This window comes from Paenibacillus agricola (genome assembly GCF_011440305.1).
GTDB classification, from domain to species: Bacteria; Bacillota; Bacilli; order Paenibacillales; family NBRC-103111; genus Paenibacillus_S; species Paenibacillus_S agricola.
In genome coordinates this window covers 13,562-39,484 of record NZ_JAAOIW010000011.1, presented here as the reverse complement: position 1 = coordinate 39,484, position 25,923 = coordinate 13,562, and the positions used below count along the sequence as shown (strand labels likewise).

The window sequence follows — 25,923 nt, the reverse complement described above, 5'->3', positions numbered from 1 at the left end:
GAAAGGTGCTTTTTCAAGCTCATATACATTAGTTCTTGGCTTACTTCATTAAATATTTTGCTCCGATTACTGCGAAGCCGATGATTAAAAAAATAAACCAAGCAGGAGCTGAAAAGGCCTTACCGCCTCCTAAAGCTATTCCGACGTTACCCATTAAGTATCACCTCCTCTCGATGTGTTCTCTATTAATAGAGGAATAGCTGCAACGAGCTGTTCCCAGCTGTTCCCAGCTATTCCTGGTATCTGGGTTGGATAAGAACACCAAAAGAATTTGGCGAAATCCACCACTTAGCAGAATGAGAACTACGAATCTATAGAACCATGGACGGTCTGAGAAGACCTTAATATGTAAGTTCTCCTCAAATGTTTGTACGATCCCACCTATGAGGGGGATATCATAAATGTTATCGTTGTTTGGTACTAGGTCTGACCAATATTCTTTAAGTATGGTTATTAGCTCATACGTTTCGATATAATCTTGCTCATTGGATTTCTTTACAGCATTTCGCCATGTCTTCATCTGGAGCCAGTTGTTTGCATGAACAAGTATGGATTCATTAAGATACTCGGAATCGATTTTGGTTTGTTGATTAAAGTCTTGAAATACATCCAGGGAGATGGCTTCATTATCGAATATGCCAGAGATCATCTTACTCATGAGAGTGATTCGTGTAGCTGTTTCACACGCTGCTTTCTTCTGAGCTTCAATCGAGTGCTTAGAAGGTCGCCCGATAGTTTTTTTTGTGTTTACTTCATCGGCTGCAATATCGTCTATTATCTCTTTGTAACTAGGGTTAGCAGTGAAGTCAGCGATGACTTTGAATGAATCCATAACGCTAGAATGGAATTCTAGGAGCCTTGCTTTAAGCTTGTCCCATTGGATGGGATAGCCTTTCCAGAACAGAATGAAGATGTAATCCTTCTGGTGCTTGAATAGCTTGCTTAATTTAAGTTTATCAATTAACAGAATTGCTTCCAACGTACGTTCGTGGTAAAGGGTGGATACCCCTTTTGAATATCCTTGGCTATCCTTATTACCAACGATCAGTCCGTATTCAACATATCTTTCTATCATTCCACAACTAAGTGCTATCCCATGTTCCATAGTTTGTTGGAGGATTTCCTCTTTCAACATTTCTCTCACCTCTTGAACTGATTGTAGCCTTCCTAAATTATGAAAACAACGGGTACTGAATGCGGAAATGAATTCTGATTTCATAAATCTTAAAACTTCAATTGACTTAACATCATCAGCGCGGATTCTCTTACATATAATCCGATTAAGATCCGCGTAAATACGCGTAAATAGTGGTTTTTTTATTTTATCGGATCACATTCTTGTCATTTCTTATGTCAAGAATGTGATCCGATTGCTGATAAGATCATATAATAAATTTACTGAGGGACTAAGAACGGGCAGTTTAACGCAAAACAGGAGGTTGTTGTAACTTAGCAGCCGTTCTGTAAGGGTAGTTGAAATCGTTTAGAATTGTGTTGAGGACAGACAGACGTAATATAGTAAGAGGGAAACAAAATTTCCTAAAACAAAGGGAGGCAGGAGAACGTGTCGAACATGGACAAGGAGAACCAGGCTCTGGAGAAAGCGAAAATGGTGTATGAAACAGGCGAGATCATAAGAACCGATATCCTGGCGGGCCTGGATGCCGAGCGACGGTCGCTGGGCGTGCCGTCTGCCAGCGGTGACGTGTTCGTGGATCGCTCCACGGACGGATCGGACTGCCGGATCGTGTTCCCCAGCCTACCGCCGGAGGAAACCGATAACCTGATCCACCGGGAGCTGGATGCCGCCGTCTCCGGCGGCTATAGCCTGGAGTGGAAGTACTACGGTCACGATACGCCAATCGACCTGCCCGATCGGCTCGTCGCCGCCGGGTTCGAGGCCGAGGATGAGGAGGAAGTGTTGGTCCTGCCATTGGACGAGGCATCGCTGGCTGCCTTCGGTGACAGCGGCGAACACGAGATCAGGATCGTCCGAGAAGAGCCGACCTGGTGGACTACGCCGAGGTGTCCCGCGAGATTGGCAGGCACAACGTGGAGGAGGAGCGGCGCGCGCTGGCCCTTAAGTTGAAGGAGAATCCGGACGAGATGAGCATCCACATTGCCTACATTGACGGCGAGCCCGTCGCCTGTGGGCGGGTCTACTTCCGACCCGGAGGTCCCTACGCCGAACTAGCTGGGGGTCGCACCAAGACCACACACCGGAGACGGGGACTGTTCACCGCGCTGGTCGCCTCGCGGTTGCAGGAAGCCCGTGATCGCGGCCGGACGCACACCTTCGTCGACGCGCTACCGACCTCCGCGCCGATCCTGCGCAAGCAGGGCTTCCGATCGTGACTCGGACGCAGCCGTTCGTGTTGGAGCAACCGCGGTGAGCGCCGACGCTGATTGGGCAGAAAAGAGCAAGATGAAGATAACAAATACATCTTTTTTAGATGGATATATGATGTGAATGGAGTACCTTTTGAGCGAACGGGTACGATAGCCCAATGGGGTAGTCTACAACTTTAATCCGATATTGAGTCTAAAACTATTGATATTTTGGCAATTAAAATGACCGGGATTCCTTGATAGTTAAGGGGTTCCGTTCTAATACTTTATTATCACCGAACAGCAGCGCAGTCCCATTTCCGATTCCTCCTGCAGCTGATCCGCATTCCTGGTTGCACCCAGAATTGCGGCAGCTTCAAGCCTCGACGAACCATCTGGTAGCTCCTAGCTCCGAGAAAGTTTTTTTAAAATAATGCGGATAGATAATGATCCTTGTAGCATTTTGGATTGCAGAATGCATATTTTTTAGTAACTCTTTATGCATAAAAAGTTTACAAAATATTCACCCTGCGGTATGATAGAAAAAATGGATATTATTGAGAGCGAAAGACGCGAAATTACCCGTAACTGGGTCGTTTCGCGTCTTTTTTTTAGGAGGAAATGATGGAAAAAATGCTAATAGATTCCCGCTTCTTATTTCAACGATTAGCCTCTAAATACAAGAACCAAGTAGAGTGGGAAAAAGGAAGGGCTCTATTTCTTTCACTTGAATATCGCTGCCAAGAGACAGCTGAACACTCCGTAGTGGTTGCATTTATTGCCTACCATCTTGCAATACAAATTATTGGTGAAACACAGACAGGGGAGAGGATGTTCCTGGCGGGGCTGCTTCACGATATCGGTAAACTCAAAATACCGGACACCATACTTAAATCTGATCGAATAATCACAGGTGAAGAACACAAAACAATTGTTGACCATGTTCAAAGTGGTTATGAGGCACTCAAAAAGCTTGACTTCGGCTCGGATATCCTCCAGTTCTGTATAACACATCATGAAAGACTAGATGGGAGCGGATATCCTCATGGAATTTCTGAAAAAAGTATCATCGGTAGAATTGCTCCCATTTCGGATGTTTATTCAGCGTTAAAATTACCCCGCATATATCGGCCAAACAGTTTAAGTGATGAAAATATCTTAAAATATTTAATTGAAAATAACCACCAATTTGAAGGAGATTACATTCATGAGTTATTAAAATTTCTTACCAACTGGAGTTCAAACCATAATATTTCCGAAAAAACTTTCGGCATAGTTTGAGTGGGCGGAGGAACATTATGACGCAAACAACATTGCATGAAAATTTAACAACCAAAATTGAATCCACCAGGAAGGAACTTAATGCTCTTGGTCTAGCTTATAACTTCAATTTTCAACATAGAGATGTTTTGCAAAAATCCGAGGAGCTCGATCTGTTGATCGTACAGCTTTATAAAATTGCATCCCCTCTTACTGGACTATCAAGGTACGAACAATATACAATAGAGGGAGAGTGAAGGGGGTGAGTGTAGAAATGGCACAAAAGATTCAAGACATCCTAACCAATGATATTCCATTTCTAGTTAACCGAAAGAAAAACTTCAAATCTAATGATATGTCTGAAGATGAAATTATGCGAGCAATGGATAGTGATATCTCCAGATTAGCTAAGAGTCTTATTCGATGTAATCTACATGAGCTTAAGTCTATGTTTGAAAAAATAAGTAAGCAAGAAACAGAACTATTGCGAGAATCATTTAATCTGCAGAGCTCGAAAAAAGCTGTGCCAGATGAAACCTACATTGAGCTTAGCAAAGCTCAGATTTTAGCTAGCGCTATTGGCCAAGCTATAACATTGAAGCGGGAACTAAACCGACAATCAAGTGATCATCCACTTGATAACAATATAATAACCGGCGGACTCTTTGTTGCTGCATCACCAAAACCTAAAACACTTAAAAAGTATGAAAAAATAGATGTTGATACATTTGGCTCAAGATCTTATATAGAAATCGATAGGAAAAAGATAGCATATAAGAACACACGCGGCGTTGTGTTGAGCCAGTATGATGGTAGAGTTTTCCTAAGTGTTACAAAGAATTGGCTACTCCAAGGCCGACCACAAACCGTGGAACTAGAATTAAAAGACATTGCCCGTGAAATGAATACAACCCCATCTGGTGGGGAGTACAAAACGATTAGGAATAGCCTTGATAATATTTTTGCCACTGAAATTATAATGAAGGAATATTACGACCCAGAAATAGATGGTATTTATTCAACCAAAGATTTTTTTCACATTGTAAGTAATTTGAGATGGATAGCTCGAACCCAAGAGGAAGATGGAAAGGAACGTAAAGTTTCAATAACTTTTCATGATAGGATTTATAACAATATGCTTGCAGGTAATTATGTTTTTTTGAATATGATTATTTATACGGAACTACCAACAGCTTTTGCTAAAATTTGCTACCAGCATATAATTAAAGCAGCAGTAAATAATGTCCGAACTCTTGATATTGATGATCTGCTTGATATCATACAAATTGATACCGGTAACCGTGCACGAGCTGCACAAGATGTGCAACTCGCCCTTACCTACCTACAAGACCAGGATGTAATTACTTCCTTCCAAATACGAGCTCAAGGGGCAAAGAAGCAGAAATTTGTTGACTTTGAACCAAGCAATTGGATCCTTCAACAAAACAAAACTACTCTTTTTCTTTCATAAATATTGCTAAAAAAACAGTCGATACTTGGCTGTTTTTATTATTATACAACGTACTCCTAAAAATCTATACAACGTACTCCTAAAAATCTATGCAACGTACTCCTAAAAATCTATGCAACGTACTCCTAAAAATCTATACAACGTACTCCTAAAAATCTATACAACGTACTCCTAAAAATCTATACAACGTACTCCTAAAAATCTATACAACGTACTCCTAAAAATCTATACAACGTACTCCTAAAAATCTATACAACGTACTCCTAGAATCTATACAATGTACTTCTAAAATCTATACAATGTACTCCTAAAATCTATACAATGTACTCCTAAATTATTAGATTGATCTTTATATACCTGCTGTCTCTTGTTACCAGGGGTAGTACCAGCGTAGTTGACACCACCCGCAAACAATTGGATAAAATTGGGAATTTAATAATGACTCGTGACCCTGGTTGTGTATTAAATCTTAATTATTCAAAACGAATTTCATAGTGTTTTTCCGTTTACTAATCGATCTCTGTCGACCGCATGTGGCGGTTTTTCTAACCACCCGTTTTCAATCATGATATTGGTTCATTTTTCTGGGCGAAGCCGAACGAATCGAATGAATGTAATGTAACTCTTAAAATCATTTTTTTTTAAAATGAAAAAAAAAAATTCTTGAGGTATACAACCTACTCCCAATTGAATGTACAACCTACTCCTATAAAAATACAACCTACTCCTATAACTATACAATGTACTCCTAAAATGCTGATAAGTGTACAATGTACTCCTAAAATACTATACAACGTACTCCGATTGCCTAAATTTTCATATCATGGTATTGTCGAATAAGTAAGAATGTAGTCTTTCTATATTCTTACATAGCAAAAAAGCCCCCATACCACTGGGAGCTTTAATCTAGTGAGTGTACCACCACTCAAAACAATCCTTTTCATTACATTCTCGAGATTATCAGGTCCCCACCAGAAATCTCAAATATCAAATATCAAATATCACTGCCTCGAAATTCCAAAAAAATGGAATTTGCGAAGGTCTGCTTTTGTTTTGTCTTATACAGCTATTATACCTTTTCTAGAAGGTGTTATCAAACCTTTTTTACATAAAAGACAGAAGGGAGGTGTTCAATTGAATGGTTCTTGAAAAGCTTGAATCCAAACCAAATGCAAACCGTTACATGCAATTAAATAATAGAGCGGCTGGACCAACTTTTCCTATTTCAGTTGATTACACCTTCCTTTCTGATTTGCTCAACCTTGAGAAATCATATGCAAATGATAAAACAATTATGTTCCGTGGTAATAGTCATCCTTTACGTATGTTTCATGTCACCAGCATGTCCATCCGTTTAATGATGACAATTTTCCGGAGATTTAATACTGAAGGCACCTTAGTAGGCATGCCTATACATCGTTTGTATTGTCTTATGAATGAAGAATACGAAGATATGGCATCAAAAGAGCAATTTTATGCAGAGGTTCATAAATTTATTCAACTTGGGCTTCTTTCCATCACAAGGGATGGAATTGTTTATGAATGGAAAATAGAGTCATTCAAAAGAGACACGGGTCGTTTTGTTCTCTTTAACCCACTTGTATTCAAGGATTCTTTTACTAGTTTGGAGCTGGGCGCTCAAAAGCTTTATCTATATATCGTTTCGCGTAACGGTGATAAAGTAAATGCCGAGTTTAAAGAGTTCATTGGTCCAAATTCATGGATCTATACGCTTACCCACAAATCAAGACCTGCCCAAGTCCGCGAGCTCCTAAACTCACTTGCCGCGTTGGAACCAGTTGCTGGGCAACCACTGCTACTAAAAAGCACTGTAGAAAAAGATTCTCTCGGTCGTTGGTCAGTGAGCTGCGTAGTTAATCCAGCTTATCTCATAAAACATATTGAAGGAGCCCAGTACCGCCTTGTACCACCAGCAAAAATTCCGTACTCCAAAACCGTATCCCGTTTGCGGATCTTACTAAGATACCATAAGATAGCGGAAATCGTAGATTACGAGAATGGAAAATTATTTTTACGATTGGCCAAACTCTTACATAATGCCAGCTTAAAAACTCTACGATTTGCCGTGACTAGAATTAAAGAGATGCTAACAAACAGTGGTTTTACGATAATGGGGGATATTGTACATTCACTTCAAACCGAAATTCAAGATCGTGCTTTTATCATATTTATGGATATAGCTAAAGAAACTGGAATTTACCGTTATCTTGGCATGGGAGAGGAAGGTTCACTAGATGATGTTCGACCTCTCCAGTTCTATAGAGCAATCAAGGATACTTTTAATGTCAAAGAATTTAAAAAACAATGCCTAAGAGCGATGCCAATCTTAAGAAAAAGATACGGTGATGAACTCAGATCTAATATTATACAAATGCATCGTCCACCTCGATCAGAGCTGGCTATCCATTATGAAACCTTTTTCTTAGAAGACTTCTTGATGGACCTTTTCCAACAAAACCAAAAAGCGTTGCTTGCCTAGCGAGCTCCCTGCAATAATAGGGGGCTATTCGTTATGGTAAATTGTTACGTACATAAATTGAAATTGGACGCATCGTTTAATATGCTATACTTTAAATGCTGAAAACAGTAGAAATTTCATTAGTTCATAACATAAGTGTTAAAAATTCAGAATTTATAAGCTTTATCTATTTGAAGTACTGCTCAACAATTGTTATTTTTTCAGATATAGATTGTGGATTGTTAATAAAATTTGATAGATAATGGATTACCAGCTGTAGTTTGGTTTCTATTCAATTCAATATGTGCTGTTTTTTTCTGATTAATTAACGCGTTTTTCAAAGTGTCTAAATTAATTACATCAAAAATGAGCCTGTCTAAAAAAATAATTTCAAATATTTATAAACCCTTGCCTACTCTAGCTTTGGAGGCTATTTAAGTTTTTCTAAAAGATCTTTATTTACTAGCTACTATTCTTTATAAGATAAATTATTAAGATAGCTCTTCTATCATCTAAATTCTATTAACAAAAAATCATTAAAAGAACAAATAAAAAAAATAAATCAAATCTTATTATAGGATGATGCATGCTATCGGATGATGGTCTGCCCGTAGGAAGCAGGCAGCGAATTAGGGCAAAGCAACCGTCGAGCTTCCGGCAGCACAGCGAGCTATGCCAACGTTCGGCAGGCGTCGGCACATTAAGGCGAAGCCGCCTGCCGAACCACCAGCAGAACAGCGAGCTACATCTGGCACGTGCACGCACGCAGCGCATTAGGGCCAAAGAAACCGTCGAGCTTCCGGCAGCACAACGGTTACGCCCAGTCTGGATGAAGGCAGGCAGCTGCGCATTGAAGGCACAGCCGCCCGCCGGGCCCCTGACAGAACAGGGAGCTATACCTGGCACGTTTGCCCGCATTAGGGCAATGCTGGCGCCTGCAAGATGCCTCTTACCAGTTTTCTATGGCAATGAGTGCGCTGGTTGAAAAAGCCGGCACAAGCACCCAATCTATTTCCTAGCTTGCGGCAGCCGGATCCGTAGACACATGTAATAAGTTGGAGGGGGTTGTTCCCAAACGCGCTGCTATGTTCATTTCTGGGTTCGGAAGCAGTCGATTCAAGCTGCCAATGATGTATTTACTCGGAGCGGTAATCGAGACAGTCTTGTAAATGGAATGACTTCATGCGTAACTCTGACAAGCACCACTACGTAAGTCGCGAAGCTGATCGGTATTATTGTCGGATTGATGTTGGACTGCGGTAATAAGCAAACAAATCTTGAACATTAACGATCGAAAGGAACCTGCTGCGCATAACTGGGACGTTAGCCTTGGACTGCTGCTGCTTTCGTTCATTCGACCAGTTGCTGCAGCACATATTCTCAGTCTTGCCGTTAATCCGTCATAAAGTATATAATTATTGGCACTGGTAGCTAAATCGGAAGCCTGGCTTGCTGGATCGGAGTCATTAGCGTCCATTGTCCAGATTTTTTGTTCTGAACAATTCATTGAACAATAAATATTGATGTGATATGATAAATCTATTAATTTTAATTTTGCTCTTTTTTGAGCTTGTCCCTTGAAGATAAAAGCCCTACGGGCGGTATGATTTTTTGGAATAGGTCTGTTCTATTTCAAAGAGGATATCGCACTGTATGGGCTTTTTTTTGTTGCAGTGCTTTCAAGCCAAATGAATTGTGAGAATACTTTCTCCATTCATTTGGCTTTTAGCAATTAATATAAGTTAGATTTAAAATATGAAAATGAGGAGCAGTGGTGTATGGAACAAGTAATTGTCAATGGAATTGTGATCAACCTACTTGAATTCGCTGAGATTCAGAGTATGAAGATGGTTGGGACGGTTGATTTTATTGAAGAAATATTCGTAGGTGAAACCGAGTATAAGTGTGAAGGAGTATATAAGCTTTTTTACTCCCACAATAGCAAGATGTTTTATGCAGCTTGGAATAGGTACATGTCATGGCGTGACTATGAATTATCACGTTCTAAAGTGGCATTAATATGAAGAATATGCGGTTAATTGGGAGAGAGGATATGGGCGGATCTTACGCTTACATTATTAATGCAGACTTTACACAAGATGAGCTGGATGTGTATGAATTAGTAGCTCCTTTAATTTATGTAATCGTCAGTCCAGTTCTTAATACAGTGATAATGCATGATGAAGGATTACCCATTTATGGTAGTGAAATCATGTTGGACGAGGACAACGACATCTTACAATTTATGAAATCTGTTTGTACTGAAGATTTATAAAACGAGGAGGAAAATATATTGAACATTACAGAAAATACTTTTGACATTTTAAACGCCCCTTTTCATTATGATGATTATTCCGTAAACCATGATGGCTATGTTTTCGTTAGCCCGCAAGCCACTTCAGATCGGTTAAATCAAATTTTCACTCCACAAGGATGGAAACTGGAAGTAATTGAACAAATTGTTGATATGCAGTATTTTACGGTATCAATATTAGGTAAAATAGCGATTCGAAGTGGAGATGAATGGATCGAAAAGAGTCAATTTGGAGATGCAACAATGGTCATCCAAAGAGGGAAAGCTGAACCAATCCCCCAGGCTATTCTTAATGCCAAAAAAATTGCTCTTTCTGATTGTTTAAAGAAATGTGCGTCTCTAATCGGGATTGCATCGGATATCTACCGTGGGAAATTAATGGTTCTTGGAAACAAAACAAGTGAATATTTGCAAATGGCTGGAAAGTTTAGGTTGGATACAAATAAAAAGCAGTTTAAGAATGGCATCGTATTGTTACCCGACCATTACAAGTCGTATTATGAGAAAAATAATTGGAATGGAATCTTTGCGAGTGACCTTCAGAGTCTTTCAAGTGCGAAAGGAAACTTTCCAAAGGTAAACCTTGTCGAGACAAAAAATTCGACCGAAGAGGAATTGGAAAGATTAAAAAACAAATACAAAGAAGGAATTGGTTCATTAGATGGTTTCGACACATGGATGAAACATTTGGCAAATAAAGGGATGGATCTTTCACAAATGGATTTTGTTTTACAAGAAGCAATTAACAAAAGGTCTAAGACTCATGAGGAAGAGTTGAATAAAGGGCGAGAAACAGATGAAAATAATAACCTGGAACGTACGTCAAGTAATAATGATTCGAGTCAAAGCGTTCATTCTGGAGAACAAAAAATAAATGGACACATATCTTCTCATATGAATGGAATTCTTAAAGATTGTTTCATAGAAGGAGAAGGACAACCCTACTTTAAACTTTTATTTGATTTTAAAGGAATCGCAACAGAAGTATATGCAGTGGGACCACTGATGGAAGAAGTTGAGAAATTGGAGATAAGACAAGGTGATAAATACCACGTTTCAACTAGGGAAGCAAAAGGTAGAAATCTGCTTAGAGAAATTCGTATGGCAGGCTAATTGATATTTCAAATGTGATATTTAATAGATAATCTTGCCGACTCCTCGATTCCAATCGAGGAGTTTCTACTATGAGGAGGACATATATTGAAAAATACTAAAATACAATCTCGCGGCGCTGCAAAAATCATGGAAGCATTCTTTAGAAAAGGCCACTATCCCGAAATGAAGCGTTTGGAAAGAAGGACAAGTTTTATTAAAGAAGTAATTAAAACTTACCAGGACGAAATGGATGTAAAACGAAATGATTACCATGGAGTAATCGGTAAATTTGTTGCATGTAATGTATATGAAACAGATCACCTCAGATTAAATGATTATCTTAATGATATCGGAATCTTAGCTCATGTAGGAACTATTGATTTGTCACGCCTTAAGGATTGCCAGCATGATTATGAAAATGCTGAAAGATTCAAAATTATGGGACAACCTTATGTGAAATTTAATCCCAATATGTCAGGTCGAGTAGCTGCAGAAGATTTAACCTATTTAGATCAAGATCCCTATGTTCTCATTGATGAATGGCGCCGATTAAATGGTATGTTAAATACTATAGAGAAGCTCTATGAAGATGCAAAAAAGAAAATGATGAAAAGCCGTTTACTAAAAAAGGAGAAAAAATTATCCCTGCCTTTCGGATCGGTATCCCTGCTGGATAGGAAATCATCATATGATATTAAATCTATCTACCAACATTTTGGCGAATCGTTTCTCATACAATATGGAAAAGTGGATATGGAACAAGTGGATGAATTCATTGCAATGGGTTTTTTAAGAAAGAAAGAACTCGATCAGTTTCGAAGAATCGTAGACATTCAACTACGTTTTGTTCTCCTTGAAAAGGATGAGGAAACAAAGATGTATGAATTTTTCCATAGACGCTTACAGAGAATGGCTAAGAAATCTATCGCTGGATGAAATTCTATGATAAAATGAAAATGCCCATGTTCCCAATGGATAAAGGTGATGATGCAATTGGTATCCTTATTTAGTGAATCATCTGTAATGCTAGCAATGCGCCAATACAAACAGAATGGACCTTACTTTATGATTAAATTGAAGCGCAACACAGGTGATATCATAAGCTGCTATCGAATTAATGAGATGCCGAGTAATTGGCCATCACCATTTATTGAGGAAATAAAAGAAACAGCTGATCGATTTATTGTTAATCGCAGTAAAAAAGTGAATTAAAAGAGAAGGTTACTCAAACACTTTGTTAGAGTAACCTTTCTTAAAAAAATTATATTAGTGGTTATTATAAATTATCCCACTAAAGTCATAATCCGCTAATGCGGGTTGATGGCTTTTTTTTATTGGATATAGGAATACAATGGCTTGTTTTGTTAGGAGGGTACACAGAATTGAAAAACAGAACAAAAAGTGAAAACAATCTTTTTTTTGAGATAAATAACAACAATGAACTGGTTATTCATTCTGATGAGGTAAATACTAGAGAACGCCAAAATTCTATTCATGTGTTGCGGTCTCTGGAGAAGCCAGTGACCGAGTCGATTCTGTTTTCTGAACGAAAAATAGATAACATAGTTAATCGGGGATCTGACTGTAACGTAAGAAATGACTTTTTGGCACAATCATATAATTCTACCGGCGTACAGCAGCATGAACATGAAATCCGAGGCGAACAGTTAAAATTAGGTGAATATTTTTTTGTCTCTTGGACATCATCAATTTCCCCATACCAATTTATTGGCACGACGGGAGGCAAGACTGGATCTGATTACCTTATTGGTAAATGTGGTACTTATGATGAACGGACCTTTCTTAAAAAAGATGAGATTGTCAGATTAGAAAAAGTGAACTTTAATATAGTGAAACCACCATTAGAGATGACGAACAGTGAAGCTCTTCAAGCAGTCTTTCATTTTATTATTGAAAATACATTTGGACTTAAGGAGGCTATAACATCAGCAGGTAAAGTAAAAGCCATTGGGATATTAAAGAATGCTGTAAAAAGAGGTTACGGGGCTTTTACTGATGGATTGTTATTTGCTGTTAGGCAAGAAAATGGACCTGATAAAAATGTTGAGCTCTTCATAGGCAAACAAGGCAACCATTTCCCATTCAAAATCACCAATTACCGAGATTTATTAGGACGTTATTTTTACGGTGATGATTCAGTTCCGGACGTAGCACCCCCCGGAGAAAGAAAAAGTATTGATTAATCTTCATGATCCAGTATCAGTGATTTTGAATGATGGGCAAATCATTAGTATGAGATACTTAGGTAATATGGGCAGCAATATTTGGGGTCGAAGCGAGAAAGGCGAACTGATAAAAATACCAAAGTGTGATGTGGAAAGGGTATTAAATACATCGAAATAAAAATAACCCCTAATTGAATTTAGGGGTATTTACCACATTTATGCACCTGCCTGATTCAGATATTGCAAGTCAATTCTTACTTTTGTAACAGCGCGCCGAACCGGGACACCTATGTATACCCAAGCCATAGCGGTTTTTATATCGGTTTCTTCAGCCAAATTATTTTGAATAAAATTTATATCGGTCATATCTAGCCTATCTAAAAAAAAGGCTAGTTCAGTTTTTGAATATTGATCCACAATTAATGACTTTGCCATCATGTAATTTTTATGTGATGGCTCTTTTTTTAATTTCAGCATATATATAGGGTTCCTTCGTTGATTCAATTCCCAAATCGTAGCTAGAAACATATATAGGAATGCACTTGTAAGAATAATCCCAATGAAAATTCCGATTCCTATGTTACGTACCACATTCTCATCGATTAGCCAGTGTTCCCCTATCAAGCCTAAGCCGGCTAAAAATTTTGAAAATACCGGGCTTATAAAATAAATCGGATAATAAAGAGTAATCAAAATAGCAATTGTTGTTGACATAACTAGCCAAACACGTGGAACATACATCATAAAGCCATAAAAAATGATTGATGCAAAAACTAAAATAACAGGAATATCTGATTTATAATTTAATTGTGACTGTATGAATTCAATAATTGGATCTAACATCATAAACACCTTCCTTCGTTGAATTAACTAATCCCACATTAGTTTATGACCATTATATAGGTTTCCATAAAATAGTTCAATATCATAATATAATCCTAATATTGCTTTACGATAATTCATTGTTGCCAGATATAACAAGATTCGCTAAAATAAGAGGTAGAACCAAATATTGAATGGGCATTTTTTTTGTTCAATATCAATCATAAATAAGAGCGGAAGACGCAAAACTAAACCTTATGGGTTTAGTTTTGCGTCTTTTTTTGCGAGGAGGTGCAGATGTTTCCGCTCATTAACAAAAATTATATTTGGAGGGCTGCGGCGAATGGTTAAATTTAAAAGGTTTTTTAAAGAGGGTACTTCTTATTTTTTGGTGCTGGCAATGATGTTTTCATTTCTGTCGCTTGGTGCTTTTGTGGGCGTTGATCAGGTTCATGCAGTAACTGATTTTAAGACCGGTGCAACAGTAGGTACCGGAGGTACAGGGCAAGTAACGGAAATCACAACAACGCTTAAAGAATGGATTTTGGTTCTTAGGATTATTGGAGCTGTAATTGCTGTTGCAGGTGCCGTTATTGGAGCCATTATGTTTTCAGTATCTTTAGGTAATGCACAAAATCGGGCAAAAGGTACTGGAGCCATGTTAGCTGCAATTGTTGGAATCATTATCATTGCGAAAGCACCTTCCCTTGCAGATTACTTTATTGCGAAAGCAGCAACATAATTTTTTTGTTAAAAGACCTCTACCACTTGTAGAGGTCTTTAATAAATGAGGGGTGACAACTACAGTGAGAGCAATAATGCCATTTGATACTGAAAAAGAACGAAGACCGATTAAACTGTATGACTGGAGTTTTTCATGGCGACAAACAGCCTATTTTGGAGGAGCTCTATTGACACTTATTCAATCTTGCCAATTTGCATATGTGGATTCATTGGACTTCATCATTAATATCATTTTTATGGTGATGTGCATCCCACTATCCTTACCTTTTCTTTATTTTGCAATGATCAAAAGTCCGTTAACCGGGCATTACATGGATCGGCATTTATGGTATAAACTTAGACACAAAAAATCGCAGAGTGGAGTTTGGAGAGGATAAAAAATGTGGGACATCATTATGTATTTGGGAATTGGATTAGTTGTTTACTTTCTCTATCGTGGATTAAATAATAAGCCAATCATACCTGGATTATCTGGAAGGAAAAAAAAGGATAGCAACAAGCGGCAGGCTGCTACTCAAGTCAAAGAAATAAAAGGTTCCTTCAATGATCTGATAGGAGTAAAACAAGTTTTTGGAAATCTTTTTGAATTGCATTCTGATAATAAAGATGTTCGAAAATTTGTCGGTTCCGTTCGATGCGAACCGATCAATTACGCTCTTCGTTCCTATGATGAGCAAGCAGAGACAGATCGAGCATATGAGCATCTTTTAGCCAGCCTTTCGTTGGGGCCGGGTCGTGAAGTTAAAATTGCGCCTCATGTACATTCTCGCCCAATTGAATTAGTCGACCAGATGAAATTATATTACGACAATTTTCCGAATCTAGACCCCATCGCTCAGCGTTATGCTCAATCTATGTTTTTTCCCTTTATGGAAACATGGCAAAAGGCTGTCGAAGAATACGATTATGCTCGTTATTTTCTTGTTATGTTGGATTATACAGAGAAGTTGATTGGAGATATGGATGAAGAATCCATCCTGATAAAGGTAAGAAATGAGTTTGGCCGCCTTGGTAGTAATATAATGAGCAATTATGGGAAAATGGGCGGATATTCGGAAGTTTGCCAACAGCGGCAACTGTATGAGGCTTTGTATTTCGCCACACATAAGAAAACAGCTAGCATTAAAAATTTTCGTAGATTATTTGAAAGAGAAAACACGCTATCTCAATTTGCTCTAAGTGATTATTCAAGAGATTCTTACCGTTATCTTGAGGAAGAGGAGAACGAAGAATGAAATTTAAGCTTCCATTCAAGTTCAAGTGGTCCACTAAGAAGAAGAATGAACAACAAGATACACAAGAACAGGATAAAAAAATAGATAATGCAGATGAGAGATTTGATGTAAAGAAATCTTCGTTTTTTGATCTTATTCGATTAAATGGACATGAAATTCCGGCAAATATTCGTGATATTGGTTATCAAAGCGAAGGTTCAGTAGGTGAATATCCATTCCGCTCATTTCTACTAGAATTTGGCCCCACAAATCTTACGACAGGATCTTTAGATACGCTGTATCGTGCTGGCGCAGTTAATGTCACATTTTACATTACTAAGCTTACAAAGAGCCAGGCTGTACGAATTTATAAGTCTGCAGCTACAGATGAAGGAGCTCGTCTCGTAAACATGTTAAAAAGCGGCAACGATCTAGAAGCTGCTGACGCCGAGAAATCGATGCAGCAAGCGAGAAGATTGCTAGAAGAAATATCCGATGGCTATAATGATGGTTTTCTGGGCTCATGTGTAGCAACCGTTTATGCGCCAGATGAAAAGACTCTCGACAATATAGGGATGATTATACAAGACGATTTGATAGGCATGGATCATAATCTTCGAGTTTTGTATGACCGACAGAGGGATGGCTGGCTATCAACCTTGCCAACTGGCAATAATCGGTTAAATGAAAGGGGTGACCGTAGGTTTTTTGATAGATCTGCGCTAGTAGCAGCATCACCGTTCTATTCCAGCAAGATTCCCTTCACAGGTGGCGTTCCCCTTGGCGTCAATAAGCATGTATACACGATGGAATTTCTTAATGTTTTTGCCCCATACCTAGACTCTTACACATCGCTAATAGTGGGTGCTTCTGGTTCTGGAAAAAGTTTTAGTAGTAAGCACATTACTGCTACTCAGGTTCTCTTAGGTTACCGGATATTCTCCATTGACCCTGATGGTGAAAACGGACCTATTTGCCGTCTTATGGGTGGTAGAGAGGTAGAGATCCGCGAAGGAAGTACCGTATGTATTAATGTCTGTGCGATTACAGAAGAAGAAGTGGAAATCACATTGGCTAATGGCCGGCGTGTTAATAAAGTCATCGTACCCATTGGCTCTAAAATCGGGCAACTATTGAAGTTCTATGACAAGTTGGCTGGGGGACTTTCATCTGAAGAAAAATCGATTGTTAAAAAGGCAATTGTTGATGTTTTTAGTGATTTCGGAATTACTGAAAATCCAGAGACGCTTTATGAAGATGAGAAAATGGCTTTTAAGCTTGAATCAGGCGGGATTGACTATCGTAAAAAGAGAAAGCAAGAAATTACTTTGAAAGATATTTACAAACGGATAATGAGAAACTGCACTATTAATCCGAATTATGAATTATTAACGTATGAGGCTTTATCAGATGAATTTGCAAATCGTTTGCTTAAGGTCTTGCGTGGTTTTCTTAATGATTATCCTGATGGCAAACTCCTGGACGGGCAAAACAACTTCGGAGACGGAAAACCCGTCGACAATATGTTGGATGAGGTTTGTTGGATCAATTTTAATATTAAGCCAATTGAAGGAAGCGACATATATGATCTCATGAATTACGTGATTACTACCCTGGGTTGGGAATATTTTATTAAGCGTCCATCTTTAAGAAAACACCGCAAACGTTTGAAGCTCGAAGAGGCTTGGCGTCAAAAAAGGATACCCGGGGGAATGGAATTCGTGGAAGACATGGGGAGGCGGAGCCGTAAGTATAACGCGGGGATCGATATTATCACACAGGATCTTATGCCTTTCCTCGACGATCCCAATGGTATTGCTGTCGTTAAGAACGCAACATCAGCTTTATTCCTGAGATTAGGACAAATTTCTTCAGAAGAAAAACACACACTAAAATCTATTTTCAACTTCTCAGAGGGTGAACTGGATATTATTTGCCGGAGACCCCCAGAATCGTCAAAAGATGATAGTAAAGGTGAAGGTATTTTGCGGGTCGGAGGGAGTTCAGCATACATCAAGGTTACTGTTTCCGATGAAATGCGTAAATTTATTGATACAGATCCGGATTATCTTCAAAAGCACGGGCTTTTACCGGATATGGATATAGACGGTAATTTAGATTCAGGTGGTGTAGAAATATGATAGCAAACAGGAAGTTAATTTTCGTACTTCTCCTTATTGTTTTTCTGGGAGGAGTACTAATTCCTCCTACGACAGTAATGGCAGGTCCGCTCACCGGTATGTATCAGCATCATTACTTGGAAACGGATCCTTGGTATGCGAAACCTATTCTATGGGTGCTTGATAAAATCTTGTCTGTATTTGGAGGCATCCATGATCCTGGTGACCATGTGTTTTATCAATCGTGCTTTAAAGATGAGGTCGGATGTGAGAATAAAAAACTTGGGATGTATACAGAAGCCAATTATAACCATGTCATTCGCAGGGGCTTTGCTCTATTTTCTATTGCCATGGCATTTATCGTTACGGCTGCAGTGATTAAAGCTGGGATGCTATATTCGATGACTCCTCTTTCATCAACTCTAAAAATTGAAACAACAGAGACACTGATCAAATGTATGGTTGGAATCATTCTGGTTGGAAATTTCTTTACTATTTCAGGTACCCTGTTCAAAGGAAATAGCATGATCGTAAGTTTAATTTATCAAGACATTAAGCAACCCATTGATCTGTCTTCTTATGGTCCTGATTTAAATGGATCTATGACTTCCAGAATACCCGAAGGCGATCGGATCGTACTTCGGGATTTCGCTACAGAACAGAGCGGCTTAGGGAAATTAATCGTATCATTTGCAACGCGTGGTGTAGCGATTTGGTGGGAGGTGTTTTATTTACAGCGGTTTTTAGTCATATCACTGTTGCTTGTCCTGGCTCCATTTTGGATTGCGATGATGTTTTACCCAATGCTTCAGGGGATCACTATGGCTGCTTTTAAAGAATTGTGGTCGCAGATCGTTGCACAAGCTATACATGCAGGTCTATTTTGGCTCTTTTTCAATTTATTTGATACGAATCTTGGCTGGTTCCACGTAACAGTTGCCATGGCATTATTTATTCCTATATCTGAATCTGTACGTTTTATTTTCGGAGCAACGAGTCAAACGGGATCAAAACTTGCCATGATTGGAACAGCTGCTGGGATGGGTGCTTTCCTTCACATGGGAAAAGCTGCTCAAGATGTTATGGGTGGATTTTCCACCGTAAAAAACAGTGCTTCTGCTAGTAAAGGTGGCGGCGCAGAATCAGGAAGTCGAGGATCCTCGGCTGGTGGAGGTGGCCAATCTGTCATGTCGCAAGTGGGTGGCATGGTAGGTATGGGTGGAGGTTCTTCGAAAAGCCCTGGAGGATCAAATCCTCCTTCATCAAACGCGTTCGCTTCCCGTTTACGAACCGGAGGGGCAATTTTGGGTGGTATAGGAAAAGGCAGTATGCGTTTTGCGGGTGCAGCGATGGGTACTGGACTTGGACCCGCTGGACAATTCGTATTAGGGGAAGCGGGTGCAGCTGTAGGGGAAGCGGTAGGTTATCGGGGAGGGGCAGGTATTGCGGCTGCCGGTCAAGGAATGCAGTCTTGGATGCGAAATACGAAAGAACATTTTGGTGAATCCAGTGATCAAAATAATTCAGAAAGTGGAGAATCTTCCCAAAGATATCAAAATGCTGATCCTGTAACTAAAGCTTTCGTTAAAAGTGCACCTGTCGTCACTTCTGCTGTAAGCTCAGCCTTTAAAGGTATGAAAGGGGGGGTTGCAGAGAAAAACGACCCTGCTCTGCGTCGTGCCGGTGCTGAGCGTGCGTACGGCGCTATAGGTGAAATTGTAGGAGGAAGAGGTGGCTATGAAATAGGAGAGGGATTTGCCCAAAAATTACATGCAGGTAAGCCTCTATCGGCTGGTAGTTTCCAACCTAATCAGAAAATTTATACGGTCGAGACACAAGATGGTAGCTTCTTAGCGTCCGAAGAAAAAGGTCAATATATCAGAATGTCAAATATCGGAAAGGGTAATTCGTCTCTAAACAAAGGACAGGTTGTTGTTAAACCGTATACAGCCCATAAAGAGCATGGCCAACCTTTTTCTATCAAGCCAATGATGCAAGCATCGGACACTCGTCCAGGTACTTTGGAAGAGGTACCGCCTATGACCTTCGATTCTGAGGGACAATCGATGGTGCATCAGGGTAAAACCGTAAATCCAAATGATTACTTAGAAAAAGGGCGCTCCGCTAATAGCGTAGATCTTCGCAGGCGAAATATTAACATTTCTTCATTAAGCAATCCATCCATGCATTCTCATTCAAAATCAACAAGTCCTAGACAAACAACCTAAAACGATTATGCCTAGAGAAGGAGGTGAATACCCTGCTTGAATGCAGGGCTATATGGATGGCATGAATGGATTTCCGCAAGGGAATATGCAGAAAGTGGCAAGTGGTGTCGGCAATCATTTCAAAGATAAATTAAAACAGGTGGTAAAAAGATTAATAAAAGAGGTGCTGAAAAAACTTGCGAAATTACTTTTTCAACTACTTCTAAAATTAATCGCCAAAGCCATAGCAGCATTAGTAGCTCTTTTTGGCATTCCTGTTTTGATTTGCATTGTTGTGATCATTGTTGTTGGAGGAGCACTCGTATATGTTCGATGGATTGGCGGGGATGATGCAGCAACGATTCAAAGATTTACAGCTGCTTATAATGCAGCAATCGTTAAAACATCAGCCTTGGAAGAATATCGACCGCCGCTAATCGTGGTACAAATGATCGATAATATGCGAATAATAAAGTTGGGATTAGATCCGGAAGATATCGATCCCAGCTCCGTAGCAAACGCACTTAAGCCCGATCTGGTATATCAAAATTTTGTTAATACGCAAACAATTGTGAATAACTATACTGATTCGGAAGGGAATTCGCGTTCAAATACGAGTACGAATCGTACAACCGTCAGCCTCTTGGTGGAGGCCCACGCCTGGAACCGTGATGAAGTGTTTACTTATTCCCAGAATACTAAAACAGAGTCATATCCATCAACCTACATTACAACGACAACTTGGGTAAGAAATGCTCTTTCATGTTCTAATACCAATACAGGCTATTCACCCGCTCCCTCATTAACTGGTATTGGTACAAAAACCCATCCTTTTTTTAAGCAATATGGTCCAATCGCGCAAGAGGAATCTCGAAAGAGCGGAGTCCCTGCAAGTGTGACACTGGCTCAGGCAGTTGAGGAAGGGGGATGGGGAACAAGTGAGTTAGCTTCTAAGTATTTTAATTTCTTTGGTATTAAGAAGCACAATTGGACCGGTAATACTGTATCGATGTGGACTAATGAAGTGATAAATGGAATTACCCAAAGAGTTCTAGCAGAGTTCAGAGCTTACCCTAATGCAATTGCAGGTTTTGCAGACCATACCAAATTTCTATTAGATAATTCAAGATATGCTGCAGCCCTTTCTATGAATAACCCTTACGAATTTGCGAATGAGATACATAGAGCCGGTTATGCAACAAATCCAAATTACAGCACAAATTTGAAAAACCTCATGCATGATTATAACTTGCTACAATACGATAAGGATGGTGGAAAGAATCCGGAAACGGGACTTCCTTGGGAGGATGTTGGCTATATACCAGGGAGCAGTACGGTGGTACTAGCGAATTGTGGGATTCCTAATTTCAATAAATTTGATGCTGTATTAATGAAATATAATTTAAATACGGATGATGTTGAATTGGTTTCTGCAGGAATCCAAGAAAATGATCCTACTCGACTCATGCTATATGGTTACAATGGAAATTACGGAATTTCAGTGGGAGGCCCATTAGTTGGTTCAGAAGATGGATCATATGTTGATATGCCCCCAGTTTTACCTGGACAAATGATATGGCCAACGACAGCTACTATCATAACGTCAAATTTTGGTATGAGAGTTAATCCAACAAATGGAGTGCTAAAACAACATAAAGGCATGGACATTGCACCTGCCAATTCAGACACAAGAGAATTTCCTAACATTGCAGCTATGGATGGCATTGTTATATTAGCTGGTGATGCTTCTGATGGATACGGGTATAAAGTGGTTATAGACCATGGCGGTGGTCTAGAAACTCTATATGCTCATATGAAAGCTGGAAGTCTTAAGGTGTCAAAAGGTCAACAAGTTAAAGCTGGAACCGTTTTAGGAACGATGGGACAAACAGGTGATGTTACTGGCCGCCACCTTCATTTCGAGGTCCATTATAATGGTAATCCAGTAAATCCAGCTGCATATGTCACTAGGAACGTGGGGTAGTTAATATTGCGAATTATTAAGATTGTTGTAATTCTTTGGTTAACTGTATTAGTCTGCATTTTTACATTGCCCAAACTTTTTCATAATCCACCAGATAAAAAAATACCTCTACCCATATTGCTTGAAGAATCAAAAGTATCACCACAGGTCATCGCAATGGTTAGAGAGTCTGGAGAGAACGATGGCCCACTGATCGGTAAATCAACGGCCACTCGAGAGAGGTTACAAGATGTTGTAAGATCATTTTTAAGCCTCATTAATGAAGGGCGACTAGAAGAAGCGGGAGCCATGATAGATTCCAATTATCTGTTTGATTTAATGGAAAGGGATAAACCAGTAAACCAGCTAAACTATATTCAGGAATATGTTCATTTGTTCAATATCGGAGAAATGAAGCTTGCTAAGATTACACCACCTGCAGAGATAAGCCGTAACATGAGCTGTAAGGTAGAGATTGAATTACAAGATGGTAAAATATTAAAATTGACGATCGGACTTTCTGAAATGACGAGTGCCCATGATCAGCAAAAACAATGGTATTTCAGGGAGATTAATCGATCATAAGAGACAGCCTTATAATGGTAGCCCAATTAATACAACAATAATTCTCCTCACTATTATCGGCGGATTGGAGGGCGAATGAAGAAGGAATTAGAAGAAGCGGGATATTTTGTGCACACAGATATTGATATTGCCTTTGGACCATTTGATAAATATTGTGCCAAAAAGGGCAAGTATTTAGAAGGTTGGATGTACATGTACCATGATTGTTATGGCATCCATTACTATAAGCATTCGTGTACTCGAAACTATATTGAAATATCAATTAATGGATTAAGAGCAGATTCTATATTATTCCGTTTTTGGATTTGGTTAAGGGCGAGCTGTCGATAATTAATACTTATATTTCTCGGTTTTGAATCTTTGCAGTTTTTAGATTATATAGTATGATAAGAATATAGTTCAATATGTGAGCGGAAGACGCGAATTTGCCCTTTATAAGGGTGATTCGCGTTTTTTTTTGAGTTTTTTTGTAAAAAAACTAACGATATGAACTTAAACATTTAGATTTTAGAGAAGGAAGGATCATAAGTATGTCTAGGTTTTTGAAAGTAATGATCAGTACCGCAGTGATGTCAATGACATTAAGTACTATAGCGCATGCAGGGTTTAATATTGCTCCTTCCGATTCTACTACTGATTCTTACCAAACAAAAATGTCACCAGGAGAAACTAAGATTTTTAAGTTTAAGGTATTTAATCAGGGTAAAGAACGAGATGAAGGAGTTGTGTATCTTTCAGACCAGCTAACCGCCCCTGCTGGTGGTTTAATGTATGGAAAGCCTGGTGACGTTAGGAAGCTTGCAGGTGCTTGGGCGAGTGGTGATGTGGTAAATGCAACTTTAGAGCCGGGTGAAGTTAGAGAAATTGCATACTCCGTTACTGTGCCAAGCGAAACCAAGCCGGGCCAATATATACTGCTCGCTGTGGCATTACGAAAGAATGTGGGTACGGTTAATACCAAAGCAGAAATAAATGGACAAATGGTAGGTGTCAGTGGTCCAGCAAATACAGAAGAAGGTAAACAAATTGTCATAGAAATTGATAAGAATAACGCTACACACAAAATTAGTATTGATCAGTTCGCCTATGATTATGATACGACTGGCAAGCCAACATACCTATTAAGTTTAAGCAATAAAGGAACCATTTTAGAACACCCGACCTTTTCAGTAATTACCAAGGATAGTAAAGGAGCTGAAGTGGAGCGGGTTAGCAATGATAAGGGCCTTTCCTTTTATCATGGAACTTCTGAGTTCCAATCTTTAACTGGTAATAAGTTGCTTGCACCAGGAACATACACCGCAGAAGCTGTAGTTAGCTATTCAGAACGTACAGAGAAACAGCAGTTTACATTTAGTGTTAGTAAACAAGAAGTGAGTAAAGCTAAAGAAGATCTGGTAGAAAACAAAATCGATGTTACGGGTGTTGTCGATGAACCAAATACTTTTCAGTGGATCATGCAATCTGGGATCATTTTGTTATTAGTCATAGTTCTCATCTTATTGTTTTCAAAGAAAAGAAAAAAGAAAGAAACATATCCTAATGTAGAGTAGTTTATGGTTTATCTCTATATGATTTTGATATTTGAATGCATAGTTCTTTCCCTCTCCAGCAAGCTGATGTAAAGCAAACGCAATTCTGAATAGAATGTTTCGTTATAAAAAGCCAACATAAGGAGGAAATATTGTTAATGAAGAAAAAAATCATTAGTTCTCTTTTAGCAAGTATTATCTTTGCAGCAGCAACTACAACGGTATTCGCAGATACTACATCTCAAATCAGCACGAGTTTTACTGGGGGCAGCTTATCTGTAACACCAGAGACATTAGTACTTCCTGCAGCTGTAATTTCCGCTTCTACAGTGGTTACCACTGAAAAAAATATACATCCGTTAATCAATGATTCTAGAGGTACGGGTGGAGGCTGGTCACTATCGATAGCTGTAAGTGACTTTGAAAGTGTAGCTTTACCAGACAAAACTAACAGTGCTGGAGGATCCACGATGACGGTTGGGTTCTCGTCCGGGTACTTAGATGCCTCGGTCTGGAGTGTATATCGGAACGCTGATGCAGGACAAGCCGAAGATGCTACCCATGGTCCAAAGAAAGTCGGTGATTCATTGGTAACCTTGGGCACAGGCCCGACTCAGATGATTGTCGCAGATGCTGGATATGGAATGGGAGAGTACCAAACAGATATTAATTTCATTTTACGTCTACCGAAATCCGGAAAAGTGAAAACTCTGTCAGCACCAGGAACTAGCAATTATTCTGTAGGTAGTGACGTTGGTTTGTTGGATGGATCCTACACTGCAACGTTTACATACACCTTGGGAACAGGTATTTAGTTCTGCCGGAGAGGGGAAGAACTATGCATTCAAGTGAACAACATTGTTGGGAGAAATAGTTATGAAAGAAGTGCTGCATTGTAATATTGATATTGGGTATTCAGATAAACTAAATCACACGAAAGGCTGTTGCTATGTAGTGTTGGAAATTTTTGAAGGTGGGTTTGTCATAGAAAATGATAATGGTAAGAAAAGAAAAATTTATTTAGAACGAATTGGTGGTAAAGATAAAGAGTTTTCATTGTTGAAAAAACATTTTCTTTTAACATTATTTGTTTAGTTATAGCTATAAAATTTGGATCTTCGGATTATGTGGTGATTGTTAACGTCCACATAAATCATTATTTCAAGAAAATGGATATCATCACATGTAAATGCGAGGTGTTTAAAAATGTACGTTTTAGTTATGGAGATATACGAAATAAGGAGGATGTTATTTTGGAAAAGAACGAGATACTGGTCATCTGATATAGCTATTATTGAAGCAGATTCAGATGAATTGGCTAACGCGATCGCTCTGCAATCAGCGAATAATTTTGCTAAGGTTTCTGGAAGAAAATATAAAATTGCTCATGTAAAATCGCTTTTAAAAATGAGAGTAGTAAGAGAAGATTATCAAACAAATACCTTCATGTAATCAATTCCACCATAAAATCCGAATAATCTAAATTTTAAATGATTGATCGTTCTCCTATGACCCTATAAGGCTACGTAACATCTTGAATTACCGGAAGACGTTGAAGACGACGGCACCACCGATTATACTGACGACGAAATTGAAAATCTAA

The 25,923-nt window shown here is 39.0% G+C and carries 28 protein-coding genes; 26 read left to right on the top strand and 2 right to left on the bottom strand.

Features of this window, described 5'->3' with window-relative positions; all coding sequences use genetic code 11:
* Positions 1-160: 160 nt before the first annotated feature.
* Positions 161-1,135 carry a hypothetical protein gene (locus G9U52_RS25405; RefSeq protein ID WP_166153470.1) on the bottom strand — a complete coding sequence of 325 codons (975 nt, stop codon included), beginning with the start codon at positions 1,133-1,135 and terminating at the stop codon, positions 161-163.
* A 438-nt stretch (positions 1,136-1,573) separates the two neighbouring features.
* On the opposite strand from G9U52_RS25405, the gene G9U52_RS39380 reads away from it, so the two are divergent.
* From G9U52_RS39380 to G9U52_RS25350, 14 genes are all read left to right on the top strand, one after another.
* Positions 1,574-2,089, top strand: coding sequence for a hypothetical protein (locus G9U52_RS39380; RefSeq protein ID WP_207953191.1), 516 nt, complete (start codon positions 1,574-1,576; stop codon positions 2,087-2,089).
* Positions 2,086-2,355 (top strand): GNAT family N-acetyltransferase, encoded by a 270-nt coding sequence (locus tag G9U52_RS39375; RefSeq protein WP_207953190.1) that lies wholly within the window; start codon positions 2,086-2,088, stop codon positions 2,353-2,355. Before G9U52_RS39380 ends, G9U52_RS39375 begins: the two co-directional genes overlap by 4 nt.
* 594 nt (positions 2,356-2,949) lie before the next feature.
* Positions 2,950-3,609, top strand: coding sequence for an HD-GYP domain-containing protein (locus tag G9U52_RS25395; protein ID WP_166153469.1), 660 nt, complete (start codon positions 2,950-2,952; stop codon positions 3,607-3,609).
* Positions 3,610-3,626: 17 nt separating this feature from the next.
* A complete protein-coding gene (locus G9U52_RS25390) occupies positions 3,627-3,845 on the top strand; it encodes an aspartyl-phosphate phosphatase Spo0E family protein (protein WP_166153468.1) in 219 nt (72 codons plus the stop codon).
* 17 nt (positions 3,846-3,862) lie between these two features.
* Positions 3,863-5,059 (top strand): RepB family plasmid replication initiator protein, encoded by a 1,197-nt coding sequence (locus tag G9U52_RS25385; protein ID WP_166153467.1) that lies wholly within the window; start codon positions 3,863-3,865, stop codon positions 5,057-5,059.
* 1,138 nt (positions 5,060-6,197) lie between these two features.
* The gene (locus G9U52_RS25380; RefSeq protein ID WP_166153466.1) at positions 6,198-7,559 is read left to right on the top strand and encodes a hypothetical protein; all 1,362 of its coding nucleotides are present in this window, start codon (positions 6,198-6,200) and stop codon (positions 7,557-7,559) included.
* Between the two features lie 565 nt (positions 7,560-8,124).
* Positions 8,125-8,523 carry a hypothetical protein gene (locus tag G9U52_RS25375; RefSeq protein ID WP_166153465.1) on the top strand — a complete coding sequence of 133 codons (399 nt, stop codon included), beginning with the start codon at positions 8,125-8,127 and terminating at the stop codon, positions 8,521-8,523.
* 292 nt (positions 8,524-8,815) lie between these two features.
* Positions 8,816-8,944, top strand: coding sequence for a hypothetical protein (locus G9U52_RS41005; RefSeq protein ID WP_279538744.1), 129 nt, complete (start codon positions 8,816-8,818; stop codon positions 8,942-8,944).
* A gap of 372 nt (positions 8,945-9,316) precedes the next feature.
* Positions 9,317-9,562 carry a hypothetical protein gene (locus G9U52_RS25370; RefSeq protein WP_166153464.1) on the top strand — a complete coding sequence of 82 codons (246 nt, stop codon included), beginning with the start codon at positions 9,317-9,319 and terminating at the stop codon, positions 9,560-9,562.
* 29 nt (positions 9,563-9,591) lie between these two features.
* A complete protein-coding gene (locus G9U52_RS25365; RefSeq protein WP_166153463.1) occupies positions 9,592-9,813 on the top strand; it encodes a hypothetical protein in 222 nt (73 codons plus the stop codon).
* 18 nt (positions 9,814-9,831) lie between these two features.
* Positions 9,832-10,965 (top strand): Rad52/Rad22 family DNA repair protein, encoded by a 1,134-nt coding sequence (locus G9U52_RS25360; protein WP_166153462.1) that lies wholly within the window; start codon positions 9,832-9,834, stop codon positions 10,963-10,965.
* Positions 10,966-11,052: 87 nt separating this feature from the next.
* A complete protein-coding gene (locus tag G9U52_RS25355) occupies positions 11,053-11,883 on the top strand; it encodes a hypothetical protein (protein ID WP_166153461.1) in 831 nt (276 codons plus the stop codon).
* 45 nt (positions 11,884-11,928) lie between these two features.
* Entirely contained in the window at positions 11,929-12,159 is a 231-nt protein-coding gene (locus G9U52_RS39370; protein WP_207953189.1) for a hypothetical protein, read from the top strand.
* A 170-nt stretch (positions 12,160-12,329) separates the two neighbouring features.
* Entirely contained in the window at positions 12,330-13,151 is an 822-nt protein-coding gene (locus G9U52_RS25350; protein ID WP_166153460.1) for a hypothetical protein, read from the top strand.
* Positions 13,152-13,349: 198 nt separating this feature from the next.
* Here the strand turns inward: G9U52_RS25350 and G9U52_RS25345 are convergent, their stop codons facing one another.
* Positions 13,350-13,979, bottom strand: a complete 630-nt coding sequence (locus tag G9U52_RS25345; protein ID WP_166153459.1) for a hypothetical protein — start codon at positions 13,977-13,979, stop codon at positions 13,350-13,352.
* A 319-nt stretch (positions 13,980-14,298) separates the two neighbouring features.
* Here G9U52_RS25345 and G9U52_RS25340 point away from each other — a divergent pair, with 319 nt between their 5' ends.
* From G9U52_RS25340 to G9U52_RS25285, 12 genes are all read left to right on the top strand, one after another.
* Complete coding sequence (locus G9U52_RS25340; protein ID WP_166153458.1) at positions 14,299-14,697, top strand: hypothetical protein; 399 nt, start codon at positions 14,299-14,301, stop codon at positions 14,695-14,697.
* A 76-nt stretch (positions 14,698-14,773) separates the two neighbouring features.
* On the top strand, positions 14,774-15,076 hold the full coding sequence (locus tag G9U52_RS41805; protein WP_375790287.1) for a PrgI family mobile element protein: 303 nt from the start codon (positions 14,774-14,776) through the stop codon (positions 15,074-15,076).
* A gap of 3 nt (positions 15,077-15,079) precedes the next feature.
* Entirely contained in the window at positions 15,080-15,934 is an 855-nt protein-coding gene (locus G9U52_RS25330; protein ID WP_166153456.1) for a hypothetical protein, read from the top strand.
* A complete protein-coding gene (locus tag G9U52_RS25325) occupies positions 15,931-18,054 on the top strand; it encodes a VirB4 family type IV secretion system protein (RefSeq protein ID WP_166153455.1) in 2,124 nt (707 codons plus the stop codon). Before G9U52_RS25330 ends, G9U52_RS25325 begins: the two co-directional genes overlap by 4 nt.
* Complete coding sequence (locus G9U52_RS25320; RefSeq protein WP_166153454.1) at positions 18,051-20,261, top strand: hypothetical protein; 2,211 nt, start codon at positions 18,051-18,053, stop codon at positions 20,259-20,261. The genes G9U52_RS25325 and G9U52_RS25320 overlap by 4 nt, the downstream gene beginning before the upstream one ends.
* Positions 20,262-20,313: 52 nt before the next feature.
* Positions 20,314-22,224 (top strand): glucosaminidase domain-containing protein, encoded by a 1,911-nt coding sequence (locus G9U52_RS25315; protein WP_166153453.1) that lies wholly within the window; start codon positions 20,314-20,316, stop codon positions 22,222-22,224.
* A 6-nt stretch (positions 22,225-22,230) separates the two neighbouring features.
* Complete coding sequence (locus G9U52_RS25310) at positions 22,231-22,788, top strand: hypothetical protein (RefSeq protein ID WP_166153452.1); 558 nt, start codon at positions 22,231-22,233, stop codon at positions 22,786-22,788.
* A 75-nt stretch (positions 22,789-22,863) separates the two neighbouring features.
* Positions 22,864-23,118, top strand: a complete 255-nt coding sequence (locus G9U52_RS25305; RefSeq protein WP_166153451.1) for a hypothetical protein — start codon at positions 22,864-22,866, stop codon at positions 23,116-23,118.
* A gap of 221 nt (positions 23,119-23,339) precedes the next feature.
* A complete protein-coding gene (locus G9U52_RS25300; RefSeq protein ID WP_207953188.1) occupies positions 23,340-24,341 on the top strand; it encodes a hypothetical protein in 1,002 nt (333 codons plus the stop codon).
* A gap of 137 nt (positions 24,342-24,478) precedes the next feature.
* Positions 24,479-25,135, top strand: coding sequence for a WxL domain-containing protein (locus tag G9U52_RS25295; RefSeq protein ID WP_166153449.1), 657 nt, complete (start codon positions 24,479-24,481; stop codon positions 25,133-25,135).
* 61 nt (positions 25,136-25,196) lie between these two features.
* Entirely contained in the window at positions 25,197-25,415 is a 219-nt protein-coding gene (locus G9U52_RS25290; protein WP_166153448.1) for a hypothetical protein, read from the top strand.
* A 150-nt stretch (positions 25,416-25,565) separates the two neighbouring features.
* Positions 25,566-25,772, top strand: coding sequence for a hypothetical protein (locus G9U52_RS25285; protein ID WP_166153447.1), 207 nt, complete (start codon positions 25,566-25,568; stop codon positions 25,770-25,772).
* Positions 25,773-25,923: the final 151 nt, after the last annotated feature.